The 17,726-nt window shown below is 66.9% G+C and carries 16 protein-coding genes; 9 read left to right on the forward strand and 7 right to left on the reverse strand.

The genetic code is table 11. The features are described 5' to 3' along the window. The first annotated feature begins 4 nt into the window (after window positions 1-4). The 4 genes from KHO18_RS20070 (at window position 5) to KHO18_RS20085 (ending at window position 3,460) form a co-directional block, all read left to right on the forward strand. On the forward strand, window positions 5-952 hold the full coding sequence (locus KHO18_RS20070) for an LOG family protein (RefSeq protein WP_186296840.1): 948 nt from the start codon (window positions 5-7) through the stop codon (window positions 950-952). 196 nt (window positions 953-1,148) lie between these two features. Then, a complete protein-coding gene (locus KHO18_RS20075; protein WP_144198108.1) occupies window positions 1,149-1,520 on the forward strand; it encodes a DUF2782 domain-containing protein in 372 nt (123 codons plus the stop codon). Window positions 1,521-1,666: 146 nt separating this feature from the next. Beyond that, a complete protein-coding gene (locus KHO18_RS20080; protein WP_211943759.1) occupies window positions 1,667-2,653 on the forward strand; it encodes a homoserine kinase in 987 nt (328 codons plus the stop codon). A gap of 6 nt (window positions 2,654-2,659) precedes the next feature. Further along, on the forward strand, window positions 2,660-3,460 hold the full coding sequence (locus tag KHO18_RS20085) for a BPSS1780 family membrane protein (protein ID WP_144198106.1): 801 nt from the start codon (window positions 2,660-2,662) through the stop codon (window positions 3,458-3,460). 44 nt (window positions 3,461-3,504) lie between these two features. Here the strand turns inward: KHO18_RS20085 and KHO18_RS20090 are convergent, their stop codons facing one another. Then, window positions 3,505-5,907 carry a UvrD-helicase domain-containing protein gene (locus tag KHO18_RS20090; protein ID WP_211943760.1) on the reverse strand — a complete coding sequence of 801 codons (2,403 nt, stop codon included), beginning with the start codon at window positions 5,905-5,907 and terminating at the stop codon, window positions 3,505-3,507. Between the two features lie 241 nt (window positions 5,908-6,148). On the opposite strand from KHO18_RS20090, the gene KHO18_RS20095 reads away from it, so the two are divergent. Together KHO18_RS20095 and galU are read left to right on the forward strand one after the other, a co-directional pair. Further along, window positions 6,149-9,016: a valine--tRNA ligase gene (locus KHO18_RS20095; protein ID WP_211943761.1), complete on the forward strand. Its 2,868-nt coding sequence runs from the start codon at window positions 6,149-6,151 to the stop codon at window positions 9,014-9,016. A gap of 169 nt (window positions 9,017-9,185) precedes the next feature. Then, window positions 9,186-10,055, forward strand: a complete 870-nt coding sequence (gene galU / locus KHO18_RS20100) for a UTP--glucose-1-phosphate uridylyltransferase GalU (RefSeq protein WP_144198103.1) — start codon at window positions 9,186-9,188, stop codon at window positions 10,053-10,055. Window positions 10,056-10,140: 85 nt separating this feature from the next. Here the strand turns inward: galU and KHO18_RS20105 are convergent, their stop codons facing one another. The 6 genes from KHO18_RS20105 to KHO18_RS20130 form a co-directional block, all read right to left on the reverse strand. After that, window positions 10,141-10,368, reverse strand: a complete 228-nt coding sequence (locus KHO18_RS20105) for a sulfurtransferase TusA family protein (RefSeq protein ID WP_092134760.1) — start codon at window positions 10,366-10,368, stop codon at window positions 10,141-10,143. A gap of 14 nt (window positions 10,369-10,382) precedes the next feature. Then, window positions 10,383-10,979 (reverse strand): NUDIX domain-containing protein, encoded by a 597-nt coding sequence (locus KHO18_RS20110; RefSeq protein WP_144198102.1) that lies wholly within the window; start codon window positions 10,977-10,979, stop codon window positions 10,383-10,385. Between the two features lie 19 nt (window positions 10,980-10,998). Continuing rightward, entirely contained in the window at window positions 10,999-12,030 is a 1,032-nt protein-coding gene (locus KHO18_RS20115; protein WP_144198101.1) for a threonine aldolase family protein, read from the reverse strand. Between the two features lie 10 nt (window positions 12,031-12,040). Continuing rightward, the gene (locus tag KHO18_RS20120) at window positions 12,041-12,229 is read right to left on the reverse strand and encodes a 4-oxalocrotonate tautomerase (protein WP_144198100.1); all 189 of its coding nucleotides are present in this window, start codon (window positions 12,227-12,229) and stop codon (window positions 12,041-12,043) included. A 34-nt stretch (window positions 12,230-12,263) separates the two neighbouring features. Beyond that, window positions 12,264-13,037 carry a class II aldolase/adducin family protein gene (locus KHO18_RS20125; RefSeq protein ID WP_211943762.1) on the reverse strand — a complete coding sequence of 258 codons (774 nt, stop codon included), beginning with the start codon at window positions 13,035-13,037 and terminating at the stop codon, window positions 12,264-12,266. A gap of 101 nt (window positions 13,038-13,138) precedes the next feature. Then, the gene (locus tag KHO18_RS20130) at window positions 13,139-14,377 is read right to left on the reverse strand and encodes a YbfB/YjiJ family MFS transporter (RefSeq protein ID WP_144198098.1); all 1,239 of its coding nucleotides are present in this window, start codon (window positions 14,375-14,377) and stop codon (window positions 13,139-13,141) included. A gap of 125 nt (window positions 14,378-14,502) precedes the next feature. On the opposite strand from KHO18_RS20130, the gene KHO18_RS20135 reads away from it, so the two are divergent. The 3 genes from KHO18_RS20135 to KHO18_RS20145 all read left to right on the forward strand — a co-directional run bounded on the left by KHO18_RS20135 (window position 14,503) and on the right by KHO18_RS20145 (window position 17,661). Continuing rightward, entirely contained in the window at window positions 14,503-15,381 is an 879-nt protein-coding gene (locus KHO18_RS20135) for a LysR family transcriptional regulator (protein ID WP_144198097.1), read from the forward strand. A gap of 107 nt (window positions 15,382-15,488) precedes the next feature. Then, entirely contained in the window at window positions 15,489-16,916 is a 1,428-nt protein-coding gene (locus KHO18_RS20140; RefSeq protein ID WP_377732541.1) for an NfeD family protein, read from the forward strand. 1 nt (window position 16,917) lies between these two features. Continuing rightward, window positions 16,918-17,661, forward strand: a complete 744-nt coding sequence (locus KHO18_RS20145; protein ID WP_144198095.1) for a slipin family protein — start codon at window positions 16,918-16,920, stop codon at window positions 17,659-17,661. Window positions 17,662-17,726 lie beyond the last annotated feature (65 nt).

Genomic DNA, 17,726 nt, shown 5'->3' on the forward strand with positions numbered 1-17,726 from the left:
TCCCATGGACTCTAAATTGACTGGCGCCCCCGCTGGCGGCGCAGCGACCGGCCCCCTGGCCGATTCGGACGTTTCCGACATCTCCGGCGATACCGTGAACCCGCCGCCCGAAAAAGCCTCGGCGCATGCCGCCGCCATCGCCGCGAAAGCCGATGCCGCGGCGGCGGGCAAATCGCCCGAAGCCCAGGATGCAGCCGCCGCGGCGGCGGCAGCGCGCGCCAACCCGCGCAAGATGATTCCAAGCCTGCGCGCGCTGGCGGATGAAGACCGCGCCACCGCAAAGAAGGCGCGTGCCTCGTGGCAAATGTTCACGATTATGGCAGAGTTCATCGAGGCCACCGAGTACCTCTCGGAGATCCGCCCGGCCGTCTCGATCTACGGCAGCGCACGCCTGCGCGAGGACTCGCCGTACTACCAGAAGACCATCGAGATCGCCCGGCTGTTCTCGGACGCCGGCTTCGCGGTGATCTCCGGCGGCGGCCCCGGCATCATGGAGGCCGCCAACAAGGGCGCGCACGCCGGCAAGTCCGCCAGCGTGGGCCTGAACATCGAGCTTCCGCACGAGCAGCAGGGCAATCCGTACCAGGACATCGCCATGCGCTTCCGCCACTTCTTCACGCGCAAGGTCACCTTCGTGAAGAATTCGGACGCGTTCATCGTCATGCCCGGCGGCTTCGGCACGCTGGACGAGCTGGCCGAGGTGCTCACGCTGGTGCAGACTGGCAAGTCGCGCTCGGTGCCGGTGGTGATGTACGGCAGCCGGTTCTGGAAGGGCCTGCTGGACTGGTTCCGCTTCACGCTGCTGCCGATGGGCCTGATCGCCGAGCACGACCTCGACCTGATGAAGATCGTGGACGAGCCCCAGGAAGTGCTGGAAGCGGTCTATGACTATTACGAGAAGCGCGGCGGCGACCACCCGATCCCGCCGAAGGAAGAAATGTTCTATCTGTAAGGCATTGGCGGCGTCTCCGGTCGGCGAGGAGGCGCAGGACGCACGTGCCGGGGTGCCCCGGGGGTCACGAGAGCGGCCCGTGGGCGGCAGGAATTGCTAGAATGGAAGCCTGTCAGTCTGCCAGGTCCAGCGCCGCCGGGCCGCAGACTCAATCCGCGTGGCGGGGCCTGCCGGCCCGCACGCACAGGAGCCCCAGATGACCTCCCCTTCGCACCCGGCTGCCGTGCTCGCCGCGACCGTGCTGGCACTGACCATGCCGGCCCTGGCCGCCGCACAGGGCAACGCGGAAAGCAGTGCGCTGACACAACAAGAGCTGAACCAGATCAACAACCAGCCGATCGCGCCCGCGTCCAAAAGCCAGCTCAACCAGCCGCGCGAGCCGAGCTTCGTGCTGCACGAGCGCGATGGGACCCAGGTGACCGAGTACCGGAACAAGGGGCAGGCCACCGATATCCAGGTACGCTCGGGCATGGGCACCAAATACGAGATGAGCAAGCCGGAAGACAGCTCGCCCAAGATCCGTGACCATGACGTGAACCGCGTGCCGTCGGTCAACCTGAAATTCTGAGCGTCTCAACGATCCTATTCACCCACGACCCGGCCGGACGGCAACGCCCGACCGGATCGCGCCGGCCCTCCGGCAGTCATGCCGCGGCGGCGGACGGTCTTTGTCCAGAACGGCCTGCCGCGCCCGATTCGCACCAATAAAACAGTATGGCCGTATTCACCACGGTCTCGCAGGACGAGATCGCCCGCTGGCTGCTTGACTACGACCTTGGCGAAGTCCGCGCGCTGCGCGGCATTGCTTCCGGGATCGAGAACAGCAATTTCTTTCTGACCATGGAGCAGGATGGCGTCACGCGCGAGTACGTGCTGACCATCTTCGAGCGGCTGAGCTTCGCGCAGCTGCCGTACTACCTGCACCTGATGGACCATCTGGCCCGGCATGGCATCAGCGTGCCGGCGCCCGTGGCCGCGCGCGACGGGGAGATCCTGCGCGCGCTCAAGGGCAAGCCGGCGACCATCGTCACGCGGCTCTCCGGGGCCTCGCAACTGGCCCCGCAGGCCAGCCACTGCGCCGAGGTGGGCACCATGCTGGCCCGCATGCATCTGGCCGGGCAGGACTATCCGCGCCAGCAGCCCAACCTGCGCAGCCTGGCCTGGTGGCGCCAGACCGAACCCGAGATCCTGCCGTTCCTCGACCCGGCCCAGCGCCAGTTGCTGGCCGGCGAGATCGCCCACCAGACCGCGTTCTTCGGCAGCGCCGACTACGCCGCGCTGGCCGGCGGCCCGTGCCACTGCGACCTGTTCCGTGACAACGTCCTGTTCGACACCGATGCCAGCGGCGCGCCGAAACTCGGCGGTTTCTTCGATTTCTACTTCGCCGGCAACGACAAGTGGCTGTTCGACCTGGCCGTGACCGTGAATGACTGGTGTATCGACCTGCCCACCGGCGCGCTGGACGTTGACCGCGCGCAGGCCATGCTGCGGGCTTATCATGCGGTGAGGCCACTCACGGCCACCGAGGCCGCGCACTGGCAGGACATGCTCCGCGCGGGCGCGCTGCGCTTCTGGGTATCGCGTCTGTGGGACTTTTTCCTGCCGCGCGAGGCCGACATGCTCCAGCCGCACGATCCGACCCACTTCGAACGCATCCTGCGCCGGCGTCTCGACGCCGACGCACCGCTCCCCTGGATCTGATTCGCCATGCAACTACTGGAAGTTCCCGCCAAGGAAGGCTACGTCTGGTTCCGCCAGGGCATCTGGCTGTTCCGCAAGAACCCGCTCGCGTTCCTGATGCTGCTGTTCATCTACCTGATTGCCGCGCAGCTCGCGATCTTCGTGCCGCTGTTCGGCATCATCGCGCTGCTGGTGGTCACGCCGGGCATCAATGTGGGGGTGATGACGGCCTGCCGCGATGTCATCCAGAGCAAGCGCGTGCTCCCCACGGTGCTGCTGGCGGGGTTCCGCAGCAATGGCAAGCAGGCCATGCGGCACCTGTTCGTGCTGGGCGGCATCTATGCGGCGATGGTGTTCCTGCTGAGCCTGATCGCCACGTCGGTGGTCGATATCGGTGCGCTGGCGCAAGTGGTGCTGAAGGGCGAGGAGCCCACGCCGGACGCGATGCGCCAGCTTTACCTGGCCATGCTGACCGGGGCGGCGCTCTACACGCCGATCGCAATGCTGTTCTGGTTCGCGCCGATGCTGACCGCCTGGCACGGCGTGCCGCCGGTGAAGGCGCTGTTCTTCAGCTGGACGGCCTGCTGGCGCAACCGGGGCGCGTTCTTCGCCTACGCCGGGCTGTTCGCCGTCCTGATCGTGGCGCTGCCGCTGTTCCTGGAAGTGATCTTCGCCGCGATCGGCGCGGAGACGGTGCTGTCGTTCCTGGTCACGCCGTACTCGCTGCTGATGCTGGCGATTCTGTACTGCTCGTTCTACGCCACCTATCGCGGCTGCTTCAACATCGTGCCGGCCGAGGCCACCGACGCCCAGAACGTCAATACGTGACGTATTAGGCACCTAGCCGGGGCAACCCCGGCCGGGTGCCGGCTTCAGTCGATGGTGTCGAGCTTGGCCACCGCCAGCGCCAGCCACTTGGCGCCGTGGCGCTTGAAGTTGATATTGGCGCGCGCATCGGCGCCCTCGCCTTCCAGCGCCGTGATCTTGCCTTCCCCGAACTTGTTGTGGAATACGTTCTGGCCGACCCGGAAGCCGGTGTCGGCTGCGCGTTTTTCCTCGGCGTAGGTCTTGCCGGTGTCCATGCCGCCCGTGGGCCGGGTGCCGCTGTAGGGCACGTCCTCGGGCTTCTTGAACCAGTCGCGGCCCCAGCCGCTCTCCCGCTCCCCGCCCTGGCGGTTGCGGCCATAGCCCTCCCGGCCATAACCGCCACCACCGCCACCACTGTACGAACCGTAGGCCTGCGCCGGCGGCGTGATCCACTTCAGCGACGCCTCCGGCAACTCCTCGAAGAACCGCGAGCGGATGTGGTAACGCATCTGGCCATGCAGCACACGGCTCTGGGCGAAGGACATATAGAGCCGCTCGCGCGCGCGGGTGATCGCCACGTACATCAGGCGGCGCTCTTCCTCCAGCCCATCGGCCTCCATCGCGCTGTTCTCGTGCGGGAACAGCCCTTCCTCCAGGCCGGTGATGAACACCACGTTGAATTCGAGGCCCTTGGCCGCGTGCACGGTCATCATCTGCACCGCGTCCTGGCCGGCCTGGGCCTGGTTGTCGCCGGCCTCCAGCGAGGCATGGGTCAGGAACGCCACGAGCGGCGTCATCACCACCGGCAACTGCTCGGGATCGAGCACCTGGAGCACCTGGTCGCCATCGGCCAGCACCGGCGCGGCGTCGCCGATCCGGTTGGCGGGTAGCACGCTGGCCAGTGCGTCGAGCCCGTAGCCCTCTTCCACCACAAAGGCCTGCGCGGCGGTAACCAGTTCCTGCAAGTTCTCGATGCGGTCCTGACCTTCCTTCTCGGTCTGGAAGTGCTGGATCAGGCCGCTGGTGTTGATCACGTACTCCACCGTCTCCGGCAGGGTCATGCGCCGCGTCTCGGCCCGCATCTGCTCGATCAGGCGGATAAACGCGCCCATCGTGCTGCCCGCCTTGCCCGGCACATAGGCCACCGCCTCGGAGAGCGAGACGTTGTACTGGCGCGCGGCGTCCTGGAGCAACTCCAGCGAGCGCGCCCCAATACCGCGCGTGGGGAAGTTGACCACCCGCCCGAACGCCGCGTCGTTGCGCGGGTTCTCGATCAATTGCAGATAAGCGAGCGCATGCTTCACTTCGGCCCGCTCGAAGAAGCGCAGGCCGCCGTACACGCGATAGGCGATGCCGGACGAGAACAGCGCGTGCTCGATCACCCGCGACTGCGCGTTGCTGCGATACAGGATGGCAATCTCGGAGCGCGACATCCCCTGGGCGATCTGGTCGCGGATCTCCTCGACGATCCAGGAGGCCTCCTGCCCGTCCGACCCGGCCTGGAACACCCGCACCAGCTCGCCGTGGCCGGCGTCCGTGCGCAGGTTCTTGCCCAGCCGCCGCGCGTTGTGGGCGATCAGATGGTTGGCCGAATCGAGGATGTGGCCGTGCGAGCGGTAGTTCTGCTCCAGCTTGATCAGGTGGCGTACGCGGAATTCGTTCTCGAAGTCGCGCATATTGCCGACGTTGGCGCCACGAAACGCGTAGATGCTCTGGTCGTCATCGCCCACGGCGAACACCGCCGCCGCGCTGCCCGTGCCATAGCCGGCCAGCAGCTTGAGCCACTGGTACTGGAGCACGTTGGTGTCCTGGAACTCGTCCACCAGCACGTGGCGGAACCGGTGCTGGTAGTGCTGGCGGATGGCGTCGTTGTAGCGCAGCAGTTCGTAGCAGCGCAGTAGCAATTCGGCGAAATCGACCACGCCTTCGCGCTGGCACTGCTCATCGTAGGCAGCGTACAGATCGACGAAACGGCGGTTGAAATCGTCGTTCGCCTCCACGTCGCGGGGGCGCAGCCCCTGCTCCTTGGCGTTGTTGATGAAGTACTGGAGGTTCTTGGCCGGGTACTTCTCGTCATCGACATTCAGCGACTTCAGCAGCCGCTTGAGCGCGGAAAGCTGGTCCTGGGTGTCCAGGATCGAGAAGGTCTGCGGCAGCCCGGCGTCACGGAAGTGCGCGCGCAGCATCCGGTTGCAGAGCCCGTGGAAGGTGCCGATCCACATGCCGCGCGTGTTGATGGGCAGCATGGATGACAGCCGGGTCTGCATCTCCTTGGCCGCCTTGTTGGTGAAGGTGACGGCCAGCACGCCGGCCGGCGACACCCGGCCGTTCTGGATCAGCCAGGCGATGCGGGTGGTCAGCACGCGGGTCTTGCCACTGCCCGCCCCCGCCAGGATCAGGGCCGGTTCATCGGGCAACGTGACGGCGGCGAGTTGTTCGGCGTTGAGATTGGCAAGCAGGCTGGACATCGGGGAAGGGGCCTTTTGGCCGCGTGGGGCCGGGGAATGGCGGCAATTATACCGGGGGGACCGGGGCCGCCAGCGGTGCCCGGCGGCCGTCGGCGTCGGCAAATGCGCACCGGCACCCCCGCCTCCCCTATAATTTGACGTTTTCCCGGCCCGACGCCGTGGCGCCCCGACTGTTTTCGATGGAATCCGATCAGTCCGCCCAGCGGCCAGCCCCGACCCGCATACCTCGACATCCCCAAGCATGACCGCCCAAGACCAGTCCCTTGCCAAGAGCTTCGAACCCGCCGCCATCGAGGCGAAATGGGGCCCCGAATGGGAGCGCCGCGGCATCGCCCAGCCCACGATGGACGCCAATCGCCCCGATTTCGCCATCCAGCTGCCGCCGCCCAATGTGACCGGCACGCTGCACATGGGCCACGCGTTCAACCAGACCATCATGGACGGCCTGACGCGCCACGCGCGCATGCGCGGCGCCAACACGCTGTGGGTGCCGGGTACCGACCACGCGGGTATCGCCACGCAGATCGTGGTGGAGCGCCAGCTGGAAGCCCAGGGCGTGTCGCGCCATGACCTCGGCCGCGAAAAGTTCGTCGAGAAGGTCTGGGAGTGGAAGGAGGAGTCGGGCTCCACCATCACGCGCCAGGTGCGCCGCATGGGGGCGTCGATCGACTGGACGCGCGAGTACTTCACGATGTCGCCCGAGATGTCGCAGGCCGTGACCGAGGTGTTCGTCCGCCTGTTCGAACAGGGCCTGATCTACCGCGGCAAGCGCCTGGTCAACTGGGACCCGGTGCTGGGCACGGCCGTGTCCGACCTGGAAGTGGACAGCGTGGAAGAGGAAGGCTCGCTCTGGCACATCCACTACCCGCTGGCCGAGCCGGACGCCGTGCACGGCCTGACCCACCTGACCGTGGCCACCACGCGCCCGGAAACCATGCTCGGCGACACCGCCGTGATGGTCCACCCCGAGGACGAGCGCTACGCGCACCTGATCGGCAAGTTCGTGCACCTGCCGCTGACCGACCGCCAGATTCCGGTCATTGCCGATGAATACGTGGACCGCGCGTTCGGCACGGGCGTGGTCAAGGTCACGCCGGGCCATGACTTCAACGACTATGCGGTGGGCCAGCGCCACAACCTGCCGCAGCTGTCCATCCTGACGCTGGACGCCAGGATCGTCGCCGACGCACCGGCCGCCTACGCCGGCATGGACCGCTTCGCGGCGCGCGAGAAGATGGTCGCCGACCTGAAGGAACAGGGCCTGCTGGGCGAGGTCAAGAAGCACAAGCTGATGGTGCCGCGCAGCGAGCGCACCAGCACCGTGATCGAGCCGATGCTGACCGACCAGTGGTTCGTCGCCATGAGCAAGCCGGCTCCCGAGGGCACGTACTATCCGGGCCGCTCGATCGCCGAAGTGGCGCTGGACGCCGTGCAGAGCGGCGAGATCAAGCTGGTGCCCGAGAACTGGAACAGCACCTACAACCAGTGGCTGGCCAACATCCAGGACTGGTGTATCAGCCGCCAGCTCTGGTGGGGCCACCAGATCCCGGCCTGGTACGACGACGCCGGCAACTGCTTTGTCGCCCGTACCGAGGAAGACGCCCGCGCCAAGGCCCAGGCGGCCGGCAGCACCGGCCCGCTGCGCCGCGAGGAAGACGTGCTGGACACGTGGTTCTCGTCCGCGCTCGTGCCGTTCTCGTCACTCGGTTGGCCCGAAAAGACGCCGGAGCTGGAGCACTTCCTGCCATCGTCGGTGCTGGTCACCGGCTACGACATCATCTTTTTCTGGGTGGCGCGCATGGTCATGATGACCAGGCACTTCACCGGCCAGGTGCCGTTCCACACCGTGTATGTACACGGCCTGGTGCGTGACTCCGAAGGCAAGAAGATGAGCAAGTCCGAGGGTAATACCCTGGACCCGGTGGACCTGATCGACGGCATCGAACTCGAACCGCTGCTCAAGAAGCGCACCACCGGCCTGCGCCGCCCGAAAGACGCGCCGCGCATCGAATCCAAGACCAAGAAAGAGTTCCCGGACGGCATTCCCGCGTTCGGCGCGGACGCCCTGCGCTTCACCTTCGCCTCGCTGGCCACGCTGGGCCGCAACATCAACTTCGACACCGGCCGCTGCGAGGGCTACCGCAACTTCTGCAACAAGCTCTGGAACGCCACCCGCTTCGTGCTGATGAACACCGAGGGCCATGACTGCGGCATGGGCCCGTGCAGCAACGACTGCGGCCCGGACGGCTACCTGCACTTCTCGCAGGCGGACCGCTGGATCGTCTCGCTGCTCCAGCGCGTGGAGGGCGAAGTCGAAAAGGGCTTCGACGAATATCGTTTCGACAATATCGCCAGCGCAATCTACAAGTTCGTCTGGGACGAGTACTGCGACTGGTACCTGGAACTCGCCAAGGTGCAGATCCAGACCGGCACCGAGGCCCAGCAACGCGCTACGCGCCGCACGCTGCTGCGCGTGCTGGAGACGGTGCTGCGCCTGGCGCACCCGATCATCCCGTTCATCACCGAGGAACTCTGGCAGAAGGTGGCCCCGCTGGCCGGCCGTGCCAAGGGTGACGGCAGCGAGACCATCGCCCTGCAGGACTACCCGCTGCCGGCCGCCGCCAAGATCGACGAAGCCGCCGAAGCCTGGGTGGCCCAGCTCAAGGCCGTGGTGGATGCCTGCCGCAACCTGCGTGGCGAGATGAACATCTCGCCGGCCCAGCGCATTCCGCTCTACGCCCACGGCGACAGCACATTCCTGAACGCCGCCGCGGCGCAAATCCAGGCACTGGCGAAACTTTCCGAGGTGAAGGTGTTCGAAGACGAGATCGCCCTCCAGAAGGAAGGCGCCGGGGCGCCAGTGGCCATCGTCGGCGGCAATCACCTGCTGCTGAAGATCGAGATCGACGTCGCGGCCGAGCGCGTGCGCCTGGGCAAGGAGATCGACCGGATCAGCAACGAAATCGGCAAATGCCGGGGCAAGCTGACCAACGAAGCCTTCGTGGCCAAGGCGCCGCCCGCGGTTGTGGCGCAGGAAACACAGCGTTTGTCGGATTTCGAACAGACGCTTGCCAAGCTCCAGGATCAACTACAGCGTCTGCCCGCCTGACGGGTCCGCCGCTTCTGCGCCGCCGGCACGGAAGTTGCGACTCGACTGGCATCCGGCCTCGTTCATGTGTAACGGTATGTGACCGTTACGTCAGCGTCGGACGAAGCCGGACAGACGGCGCCCTCCCCGTACGGCACGGTGTTACACCGGATTGAAAAGGAAAGCTGAAATGGAAAACCGCGTCACCAAGGCCGTCTTTCCGGTCGCTGGGCTAGGTACCCGATTCCTCCCTGCGACCAAGGCGAGTCCCAAGGAAATGCTGCCAGTGGTGGACAAACCGCTGATCCAGTACGCCGTGGAGGAAGCCATGGCCGCCGGCATCACGGAAATGATCTTCGTCACGGGCCGCTCCAAGCGCGCCATCGAGGACCATTTCGACAAGGCGTACGAACTGGAAATGGAGCTGGAGGCCAAGAACAAGCAGGCCCTGCTCGATGTGGTGCGTTCGATCAAGCCCTCGCACGTGGAGTGCTACTACGTGCGCCAGCCCGAGGCCCTGGGCCTGGGCCACGCCGTGCTGTGCGCGGCCAAGCTGGTCGGCGACACGCCGTTCGCCGTCATGCTGGCGGACGACTTGCTCGACGGCGAGGTGCCGATCATGAAGCAGATGGTCGACGTCTATAACCACTACAACTGCTCGGTCCTGGGCGTGGAAGAGATCGCGCCGGAGCAAAGCCGCTCCTACGGCGTGGTGGAAGGCCGCGAATGGGACGAGCGCGTGATCAAGATGTCCGGCATCGTCGAGAAGCCGGCCCCCGAAGACGCCCCGTCGAACCTTGGCGTGGTGGGCCGCTACATCCTCACGCCGCGTATCTTCGACCACATCCGCGAACTGAAGCCGGGCGCGGGCGGCGAGTACCAGCTGACCGATGCCATCCAGTCGATGCTCGACCAGGAGCAGGTGCTGGCCTACCGCTACAACGGCGTGCGCTACGACTGCGGCAGCAAGCTCGGCTACCTGAAGGCCACTGTCGAGTTCGCCCTGAAGCACCCGGAAGTGCGCGACGAATTCCGCGCCTATCTGGCCCAGCGCGGATAAGCGCACCGCCCCCGGCATGAAAAAGCCGCCTCGGATCGAGGCGGCTTTTTTTGTGGCCAGATGGGCCCAGATAGGCCAGGCGGTCTTAGCGGCGCTTCATGTAGAACACGAATACCTTGTCCACTTCGGCGTGCGACAGCAGCTCGTTGCCGGTCTGCTTGGCGAAGGCCTGGAAGTCACGCGTGGCGCCCGGGTCGGTGGCCAGCACCTTGAGCACGTCGCCGCTGGCCATGTCCGCCAGCGCCTTCTTGGTCCGCAGGATCGGCAGCGGGCAGTTCAGGCCGCGCGCGTCCACTTCTTTCTGGAAGTCCATTCCTCTCATCCCACTTATTTTTGGTCGATGCCGTATTGTAACGAAGCGGCGACAAGGCTGAAGTCCGTCGGCCGGCGCGGGTCGGGGATGTCCTCGCCCGAGGCGCGGTCGAAGAAGCGCACGGGCAGCCCGCGCCGCTCCAGGAAATCGGCCACGGCAAAGCCGGTGCCGGCGTTCCAGATCCGCACCTTCTCGGGCGCCACGAGCTTGTATTCGGCCAGTTCCTCGGACAGTTCGATGCGCCCCGTCGCCTTCACGTGATAGGCGATGATCAGCTCGTTCTTGCGCATGAACTCGTAGACGCCGATCAGCGACGCGGATTCCGTGTCGAGATTGGTCTCCTCCTTGAGTTCGCGCGCCACGCCCAGCTCCGGCGTCTCGTCCCGCTCCATGAAGCCGGTGACCAGCGCAAACATCCCCTCCGGCCATACCGCGTTGCGCGCCAGCAGCAGCTTGTCCTCGTACTCGACCACCGCCGCCAGCACCGGCAGCGGGTTGTTCCAGTGCACGAAGCCGCAGCCGTCCTGCACGCAGGCATGGCGATAGCGGCCGGACATCGGCAGGTGCTCCAGCGGCGCCCCGCATTGGGGGCAGAAACGGTACGGTTGCATCGGAGGGGGCTCCAGGGGTTCAGAGGGCGCAGGCCCCGCGGATATCGGCGGCGAACGCTTCCACGGTCTCGGGCTGCAGGTCCCACGAGCACATCAGCCGGCAACCGCCCGCGCCGATGAAGGTGTAGAACAGCCAGCCCTTGGCGCGCAGCGCCTCGATGGCCGGCAGCGGCAGTTCGGCGAAGACCGCGTTCGATTCGGTCGGGAACATGATCCGCACGCCGGGAATGTCGACGATGCGCTGGTGCAGCAACTGCGCCATTGCGTTGGCATGCCGGGCGTTGGACAGCCAGACATCGTTCTCGAGCATGCCCAGCCACGGCGCCGAGATAAAGCGCATCTTCGAGGCCAGCTGCCCGGCCTGCTTCACCCGGTAGGCGAAGTCCTCGGCCAGGCGGCGGTCGAAGAACACCACGGCCTCGCCCACCGGCAGGCCGTTCTTGGTGCCGCCGAAGCACAGCACATCCACGCCAGCACGCCAGGTGATCTCGGACGGATGCACGCCGAGCGCCGCCACCGCATTGGCAAAGCGCGCGCCGTCCATGTGCACGCGCAGCTGTCGCCGCTTGGCGATGGCGGCGATGGCGCGCACCTCCTCCACCGTATAGACCGTGCCGACTTCCGTCGACTGGGTGAGCGAGACCACGCGGGGCTTCGGATAGTGGATGTCGGTGCGCCGCGTGACCAGCGCCTCCACCGCATCGGCGGTCAGCTTGCCGTTGACGCCGGGCGCCGTCAGCAGCTTGGAACCGTTCGAGAAGAATTCCGGCCCGCCGCACTCGTCCGTCTCGATGTGCGCCAGCTCGTGGCAGATCACCGAGTGGTACGACTGGCACAGCGACGACAGCGCCAGCGAGTTGGCCGCCGTGCCGTTGAACACGAAGAAGACCTCGCAGTCGGTCTGGAACAGGTTGCGGATGCGGTCGCAGACCTGCTGGGTCCAGGAATCGTCGCCATAGGCCTTCTCGTGGCCGCTGGCGTTGGCCTCCAGGAAGTATTTCAGCGATTCCGGGCAGAAGCCGGCGTAGTTGTCGGAGGCGAAGTGCTGCATGGCCCGGGCTTTACTTCTTGTCGATCCAGAGCTCGCCGCCGGTGGCCCAGTTCTCGCGCTTGATATCGGTGATGATGATGTCCACTGCCGACACCGAGCAGCCCAGCGTCTCGCAGGTGACGCGCGTCACGGCCTCGACAAACTTGCGCTTTTGCTCGACCGTGCGGCCTTCGAACATCTCGACGTGAAACGTGGGCATGCTACTGACTCCATTTTTAGGGATTTTCCGAGACTCAGTCTCGGTAAGAGGGATCGATTCTATCGAGTTTGCGCAGCAGCGAGGGCCATTCCATCTCGCCCTCGACGGCGCCGTTGTCGTACAGCTGCATCGAGGTGCGCTCGGCCACGTCGGCCGGCGGCTGCACCGTGGCGCGGCCCGCCTGCGCCCCAAGCTGGATCTCGCAGGCCTTGATCAGGGTAGCCATCAGCACGTAGGCCTCGGCCACCGTGCGGCCCACCGTCAGCGTGCCGTGGTTGCGCAGCAGCATGGCCGGGTGCTGGCCCAGCGACACCGTAAGCCGGGCCCCTTCGGCCGGAGTGAACGCCAGGCCCTCGTAGTCGTGATAGCCGATGCGGCCGTGGAAGCGCATGGCGTGCTGCGACAGCGGCAGCAGCCCGTCTGCCTGGGCCGAGACCGCGATGCCGGCCGTGTTGTGCAGGTGCATGACGCAGTGCGCATCGGCCCGCGCGGCGTGCACGGCGGCGTGGAGGGCGAAGCCGGTCACATTGACCGGGTGCACGGTCTCGCCGACCACCTCGCCCCGGCCATTGATCTTGACGAGGTCCGACGCGCGGATCTCGTCGAACGCGAAGCCGAACGGGTTGATCAGGAAGTGGTCAGGCTTACCGGGCACGGTGGCGGAGATATGGGTGTAGATCAGGTCGTCCCAGCGCTCCAGCGCAGCCAGCCGGTAGGCGGCGGCGAGGTCGGTGCGCACGCGCGCCTCCCCGGCGCTGACGGGAACAGCCGGGCCCGCGGCACGCGCGGGCTGCAAGGCAAAAGACATGGGGACATTCGCTCCGCGGCCGCCCTGCTGCGAGGCGTGTTCCAGACACGTGCGGGTTCAGTCCCGGTCGAGTGGACGGCGCAGGCGTAACTGTAGCGCAGTCAGCGCGGGGCGGCAGCGTGCCGCACCGGCATGGCGCGGACCATCCAGCCGAGGATGCCCGCCCCCACCATCAGCGCGGCGGCGGCCGTGGCCAGGGAGGCCGCAAAGCCGCCGGTGCGCGCCACCAGCGTGGTGGCCAGCGGCGGGCCGGCAATCTGCCCGAGGGCGTAGGCGGCCGTCATCAGCCCGATCAGCTTCGGCGCGGCGGCGCCCCACAGCCGGCGCGCCTCGCGCATCAGGAACGACACCAGCGCCGTGAACGGCAAGCCGACGAGCAGGCTGCTCAACGCGAAGCCCGGCACGGTCGGCCAGAATGCCGCCACGGCCACGCCAATCGCCTGCACCGTGTACAGGATCATCGCCACGCGGCGATTGTCGTGATGCATGCCTACGCGCGTGGCCAGGAAGGCGCCCACGGCCACGCCGACGCCCAGAATCGGCCAGAACAGGTCCGCCCAGACCGTGCCGGGTATCGCCTGGCGGGCGATCACCGGCAGGAAGGTCGCCGTGATGATGTAACCGAAGCCGGCGAGGCCATAGGCCACGGTCAGGGCCCAGGTTTCGAGATCGAGCCGGGGTGCCGGGGCGGGCGCATCCTTGCTGCCCGCCTGCCCTGCCCGCGCCGGAACGGACGGCGGCGCCGCGCCGAACACGCGCCAGACCGGCACCAGCATCAGCACGCCCAGCACCGTGAAGGCAATCCAGCCCCAGTTCGCCAGCCAGTGCGCGCCCACCATGCCGAACACCGACAGCCCGGTCACGACAATCCCCACGCCCGGGCCGCAGAACATCAGCCCGCCCAGCGTGGGGTGGCCCAGTTCGTCCAGCCGCTGCATGCACCACGCGGTAGCGTAGACCATCACCAGCGCACTGACCACGCCCGCAATCGTGCGCCATGCCAGCCACGCGGGCATGCCGCCCGGCAGCGCCATGGCCAGCGTGAGCACCACGGTGAGCACCAGCGACACGCGCACCATGCGCACGGGATCGGGGCGGATAAAAAGGCACAGCAACGCGCCCAGCAGGTAGCCGATGTAGTTCAGCGTGGCCAGCGCCCCGCCTTCGGCCAGCGTGACGGTGCCGTCGTGCAGCATCATCGGCAGCAGCGGCGTGAAGGCAAAGCGGCCGATGCCCATGGCCAGCGCCACCGACACGAAGCCGGCCAGGGCCACCGCCCACGGTCCGGCGGTTTGGGGGGCGGCCTGGGCGGCGGAGACATCGGTATTCACGAGCGACATGATCGGGGAGGGGGCGGGTTCGGCTGGCGGCCAGCGGGGTTCCTGACTATCCTAGTCGCATTCATCCATCACCTAAAATGAATTATTGAGATAGCATCGATCTCAATTCAAGAAGGAAGTCGATCATGGACCTCGCCGAACTCGAGATTTTCCGCGCCGTGGTGGAGGCCGGTGGCATCACACGCGCCGCCGCGCGGCTGCACCGCGTGCAGTCGAACGTGACCACGCGCATCCGCCAACTGGAGCAGTCGCTCGGTGTGGAGCTGTTCCTGCGCGACGGCAAGCGCATGGTGCTCACCCCGGCCGGGCAGACGCTGTTCGACTATGCGCGGCGCATCCTGCAACTGTCCGACGAGGCCCGCCACGCGGTGCAGCCGGTGCGGCCCCATGGGCGGCTGCGGGTGGCATCGATGGAGAGCACGGCGGCCAGCCGGCTGCCGACGGTGCTGGCGCGCTATCACCAGGCGTGGCCGGACGTCGAACTGGAACTCGTGACGCTGCCGACCCGGCAGGCGCTGGACGCGCTGCGCCGCTTCGAGGTCGATTGCGCCTTCGTGGCCGAGCCGCTCGGCGATGCCGAACTGGTCACCCGGCCCGCTTTCACCGAGGAACTGGTCATCATCGCCAGCGCACAGCATCCGCCGATCCATTCGCCCGCCGACCTGGAGCGCCCCACCCTGCTCGCGTTCGAGGCCGGCTGCAACTACCGCACGCGCTTCGAGCAGTGGTACACCCGCGATGGCCACGCGGCGGGGCGGGTGATCCAGCTGGGCTCCTACCATGCCATCGTCACTTGCGCGGCAGCCGGTATCGGCGTGGCGATCATGCCGCGCTCGGTGCTGGCGCTGTACCGCGACCTGCCAGAGATCAGCATCCACGCGCTTGGCGACGAGGGCGACGTGACCACCGTGCTGGCGTGGCATCCGGCGATGGGCAGCGCAGCGCTGACGGCGCTGGCCGACATGCTGCCGGGTGCCCCGGACGCCACGCAGAAGGCGGCCTGACCCCTTCCGCTGTGTGTCCCTTGCCCGCGCCGCGGCGTGCAAGATGTGGCCGGTCGCCTACACTCGAAGTGGCGCGGCCACGGCATACTCGCGGGCCGCGCCCCGCCATGACATTCGTCTTTGCGTCGCTACGATCTTTGGTTTGCCGAATGGCGATGGGAGTGGCCCTGACCATGCTCCTCGCCCTGCCCACAATGGTCTTCGCCCAGGGCGCCTCCGCCCCGGCCGCCGGGGCCGGCGTGGCCCCCGTCTACGTCATCCCGATCAAGGGGGCCATCGGCCCGGCCAGCGCCAGCTTCGCCACGCGCGGCATGGCACTGGCGCAAAAGCAGAACGCGCAGTTGATTGTGCTGGAGATGGACACGCCCGGCGGGCTCGACGTGGCCATGCGCGACATCATCCAGGCCATCCTCGCCTCCCCCGTGCCGGTAGCGACCTTCGTCTACCCGGGCGGCGCGCGCGCCGCGAGTGCCGGCACCTACATCCTCTATGCCAGCCACATCGCCGCGATGGCGCCCGGGACCAATGTGGGCGCGGCGAGTCCCGTCGCCATCGGGGTGGGCGGCCCGAAGCCGGGCGCCGCCCCCTCCCCCGCCAGCGCACCGGCGGGCGCCCCTAGCAACGAGGACACCATGGCCCGCAAGCAGATGCACGACGCCTCTGCCTACCTGCGCGGGCTGGCCCAGCTCCGCCAGCGCAACGCCGACTGGGCCGAGCGTGCGGTGCGCGAGGCCGTGAGCCTCTCCGCCGATGAAGCGGTGGCCCAGCACGTGGTCGACCTCGTGGCGCCGGACCTGCCGGCGTTGCTGCGGCAGGTGGATGGCAAACGGCTCCAGGCCGCCGGCGTGCCCCGCGTGCTGCACACGGCCGACGCGCCCATCGTCACGGTCACCCCGGACTGGCGCGCGCGGCTGCTGGCCGTTATCACCGAGCCCAGCGTGGCGCTGATCCTGATGATGATCGGCATCTACGCGCTGATGTTCGAATTCTCCACACCAGGCATGATCGTGCCGGGCATCGTCGGCGCCATCTGCCTCCTGCTGGGCCTCTTCGCGCTGCAAATGCTGCCGGTCAACTATGCGGGGCTGGCGCTGATCGCGCTCGGCATCGGCTGCATGGTGGCCGAATTCTTCCTGCCGACGTTCGGCGCGCTCGGGGTGGGCGGCATCATCGCCTTCGCCTTTGGCGCGGTCATGCTGATCGACACCGACGTGCCCGGCTTCGGCGTGCCGCTCACGGTGATCGCCGCGCTGGCCGGGGTCTCGGCGCTGTTCCTGGTCGGCATGTCCGCAATGCTGATGCGCTCGCGCGAGCGCCCCGTGGTCAGCGGCGCGGACACGCTGGTCGGCAGCCTGGCCACCGTCATCGACGATACGCCGGCCGACGGCTGGGCGATGGTGCATGGCGAACAGTGGCGAATTCATGGCGAAGGCCCACTCGCGCGCGGTCAGCGGGTACGCGTGACCGGGCGGCGCGGGCTGGTACTGGAAGTCGTGGCCGACATGGCCGCATCCCTGGAACACAACGGAGCGTGATATGGCATTCGGATTCAGTTTCGGTGGGCTGATCTTCCTGCTGGCATTGCTCGTGGTGGCCGCAATCCGCGTGCTGCGCGAATACGAACGCGGCGTGGTCTTCATGCTCGGGCGATTCTGGCGCGTCAAGGGGCCCGGGCTGGTGCTGCTCATCCCCGGCATCCAGCAGATGGTCCGCGTGGACCTGCGCACGGTTGTCTTCGACGTGCCGCCACAGGACGTGATCTCTCACGACAACGTGTCGGTCAAGGTCAACGCCGTGGTCTATTTCCGGGTCGTGGACCCCGAGCGGGCCATCATCCAGGTGGCCAATTTCCTGGAAGCCACCAGCCAGCTCTCCCAAACCACGCTGCGGTCCGTGCTAGGCAAGCATGAACTGGACGAAATGCTAGCCGAGCGCGAGAAGCTCAATTTCGACATCCAGAAGGTGCTCGACGCCCAGACCGATGCGTGGGGCATCAAGGTGTCCAATGTCGAGATCAAGCATGTGGATTTGAACGAGACCATGATCCGGGCCATCGCCCGGCAGGCAGAGGCCGAGCGGGAACGGCGGGCCAAGATCATCCACGCGGAAGGGGAATTGCAGGCTTCGGTGAAACTGCTGGAAGCGGCGCAGATGCTGGCGCAACAGCCGGAGGCGATGCAGTTGCGGTATCTCCAGACGCTGACGCAGATTGCTGGGGATAAGAGTTCTACGATTGTTTTTCCGTTGCCGATGGATTTGGTTAGGGGGTTGATGAAGTAGAGCGGGTGTTGGCTGTTGAGCCGTTGGGCTCAAAAACCAACACCGTAACAAAACAAAAAGGGCGC

Origin of the sequence: Cupriavidus campinensis, assembly GCF_905397395.1 — a bacterium.
GTDB classification, from domain to species: domain Bacteria; phylum Pseudomonadota; class Gammaproteobacteria; order Burkholderiales; family Burkholderiaceae; genus Cupriavidus; species Cupriavidus campinensis.

Excerpts from the sequence above, each read along its gene's own strand:
- KHO18_RS20070 (WP_186296840.1), top strand. The coding sequence starts at position 5 with ATGGACTCTAAATTGACTGGCGCCCCCGCTGGCGGCGCAGCGACCGGC.
- KHO18_RS20075 (WP_144198108.1), top strand. The coding sequence starts at position 1,149 with ATGACCTCCCCTTCGCACCCGGCTGCCGTGCTCGCCGCGACCGTGCTG.
- KHO18_RS20080 (WP_211943759.1), top strand. The coding sequence starts at position 1,667 with ATGGCCGTATTCACCACGGTCTCGCAGGACGAGATCGCCCGCTGGCTG.
- KHO18_RS20085 (WP_144198106.1), top strand. The coding sequence starts at position 2,660 with ATGCAACTACTGGAAGTTCCCGCCAAGGAAGGCTACGTCTGGTTCCGC.
- KHO18_RS20090 (WP_211943760.1), bottom strand. The coding sequence starts at position 5,907 with ATGTCCAGCCTGCTTGCCAATCTCAACGCCGAACAACTCGCCGCCGTC.
- KHO18_RS20095 (WP_211943761.1), top strand. The coding sequence starts at position 6,149 with ATGACCGCCCAAGACCAGTCCCTTGCCAAGAGCTTCGAACCCGCCGCC.
- galU (WP_144198103.1), top strand. The coding sequence starts at position 9,186 with ATGGAAAACCGCGTCACCAAGGCCGTCTTTCCGGTCGCTGGGCTAGGT.
- KHO18_RS20105 (WP_092134760.1), bottom strand. The coding sequence starts at position 10,368 with ATGGACTTCCAGAAAGAAGTGGACGCGCGCGGCCTGAACTGCCCGCTG.
- KHO18_RS20110 (WP_144198102.1), bottom strand. The coding sequence starts at position 10,979 with ATGCAACCGTACCGTTTCTGCCCCCAATGCGGGGCGCCGCTGGAGCAC.
- KHO18_RS20115 (WP_144198101.1), bottom strand. The coding sequence starts at position 12,030 with ATGCAGCACTTCGCCTCCGACAACTACGCCGGCTTCTGCCCGGAATCG.
- KHO18_RS20120 (WP_144198100.1), bottom strand. The coding sequence starts at position 12,229 with ATGCCCACGTTTCACGTCGAGATGTTCGAAGGCCGCACGGTCGAGCAA.
- KHO18_RS20125 (WP_211943762.1), bottom strand. The coding sequence starts at position 13,037 with ATGTCTTTTGCCTTGCAGCCCGCGCGTGCCGCGGGCCCGGCTGTTCCC.
- KHO18_RS20130 (WP_144198098.1), bottom strand. The coding sequence starts at position 14,377 with ATGTCGCTCGTGAATACCGATGTCTCCGCCGCCCAGGCCGCCCCCCAA.
- KHO18_RS20135 (WP_144198097.1), top strand. The coding sequence starts at position 14,503 with ATGGACCTCGCCGAACTCGAGATTTTCCGCGCCGTGGTGGAGGCCGGT.
- KHO18_RS20140 (WP_377732541.1), top strand. The coding sequence starts at position 15,489 with ATGACATTCGTCTTTGCGTCGCTACGATCTTTGGTTTGCCGAATGGCG.
- KHO18_RS20145 (WP_144198095.1), top strand. The coding sequence starts at position 16,918 with ATGGCATTCGGATTCAGTTTCGGTGGGCTGATCTTCCTGCTGGCATTG.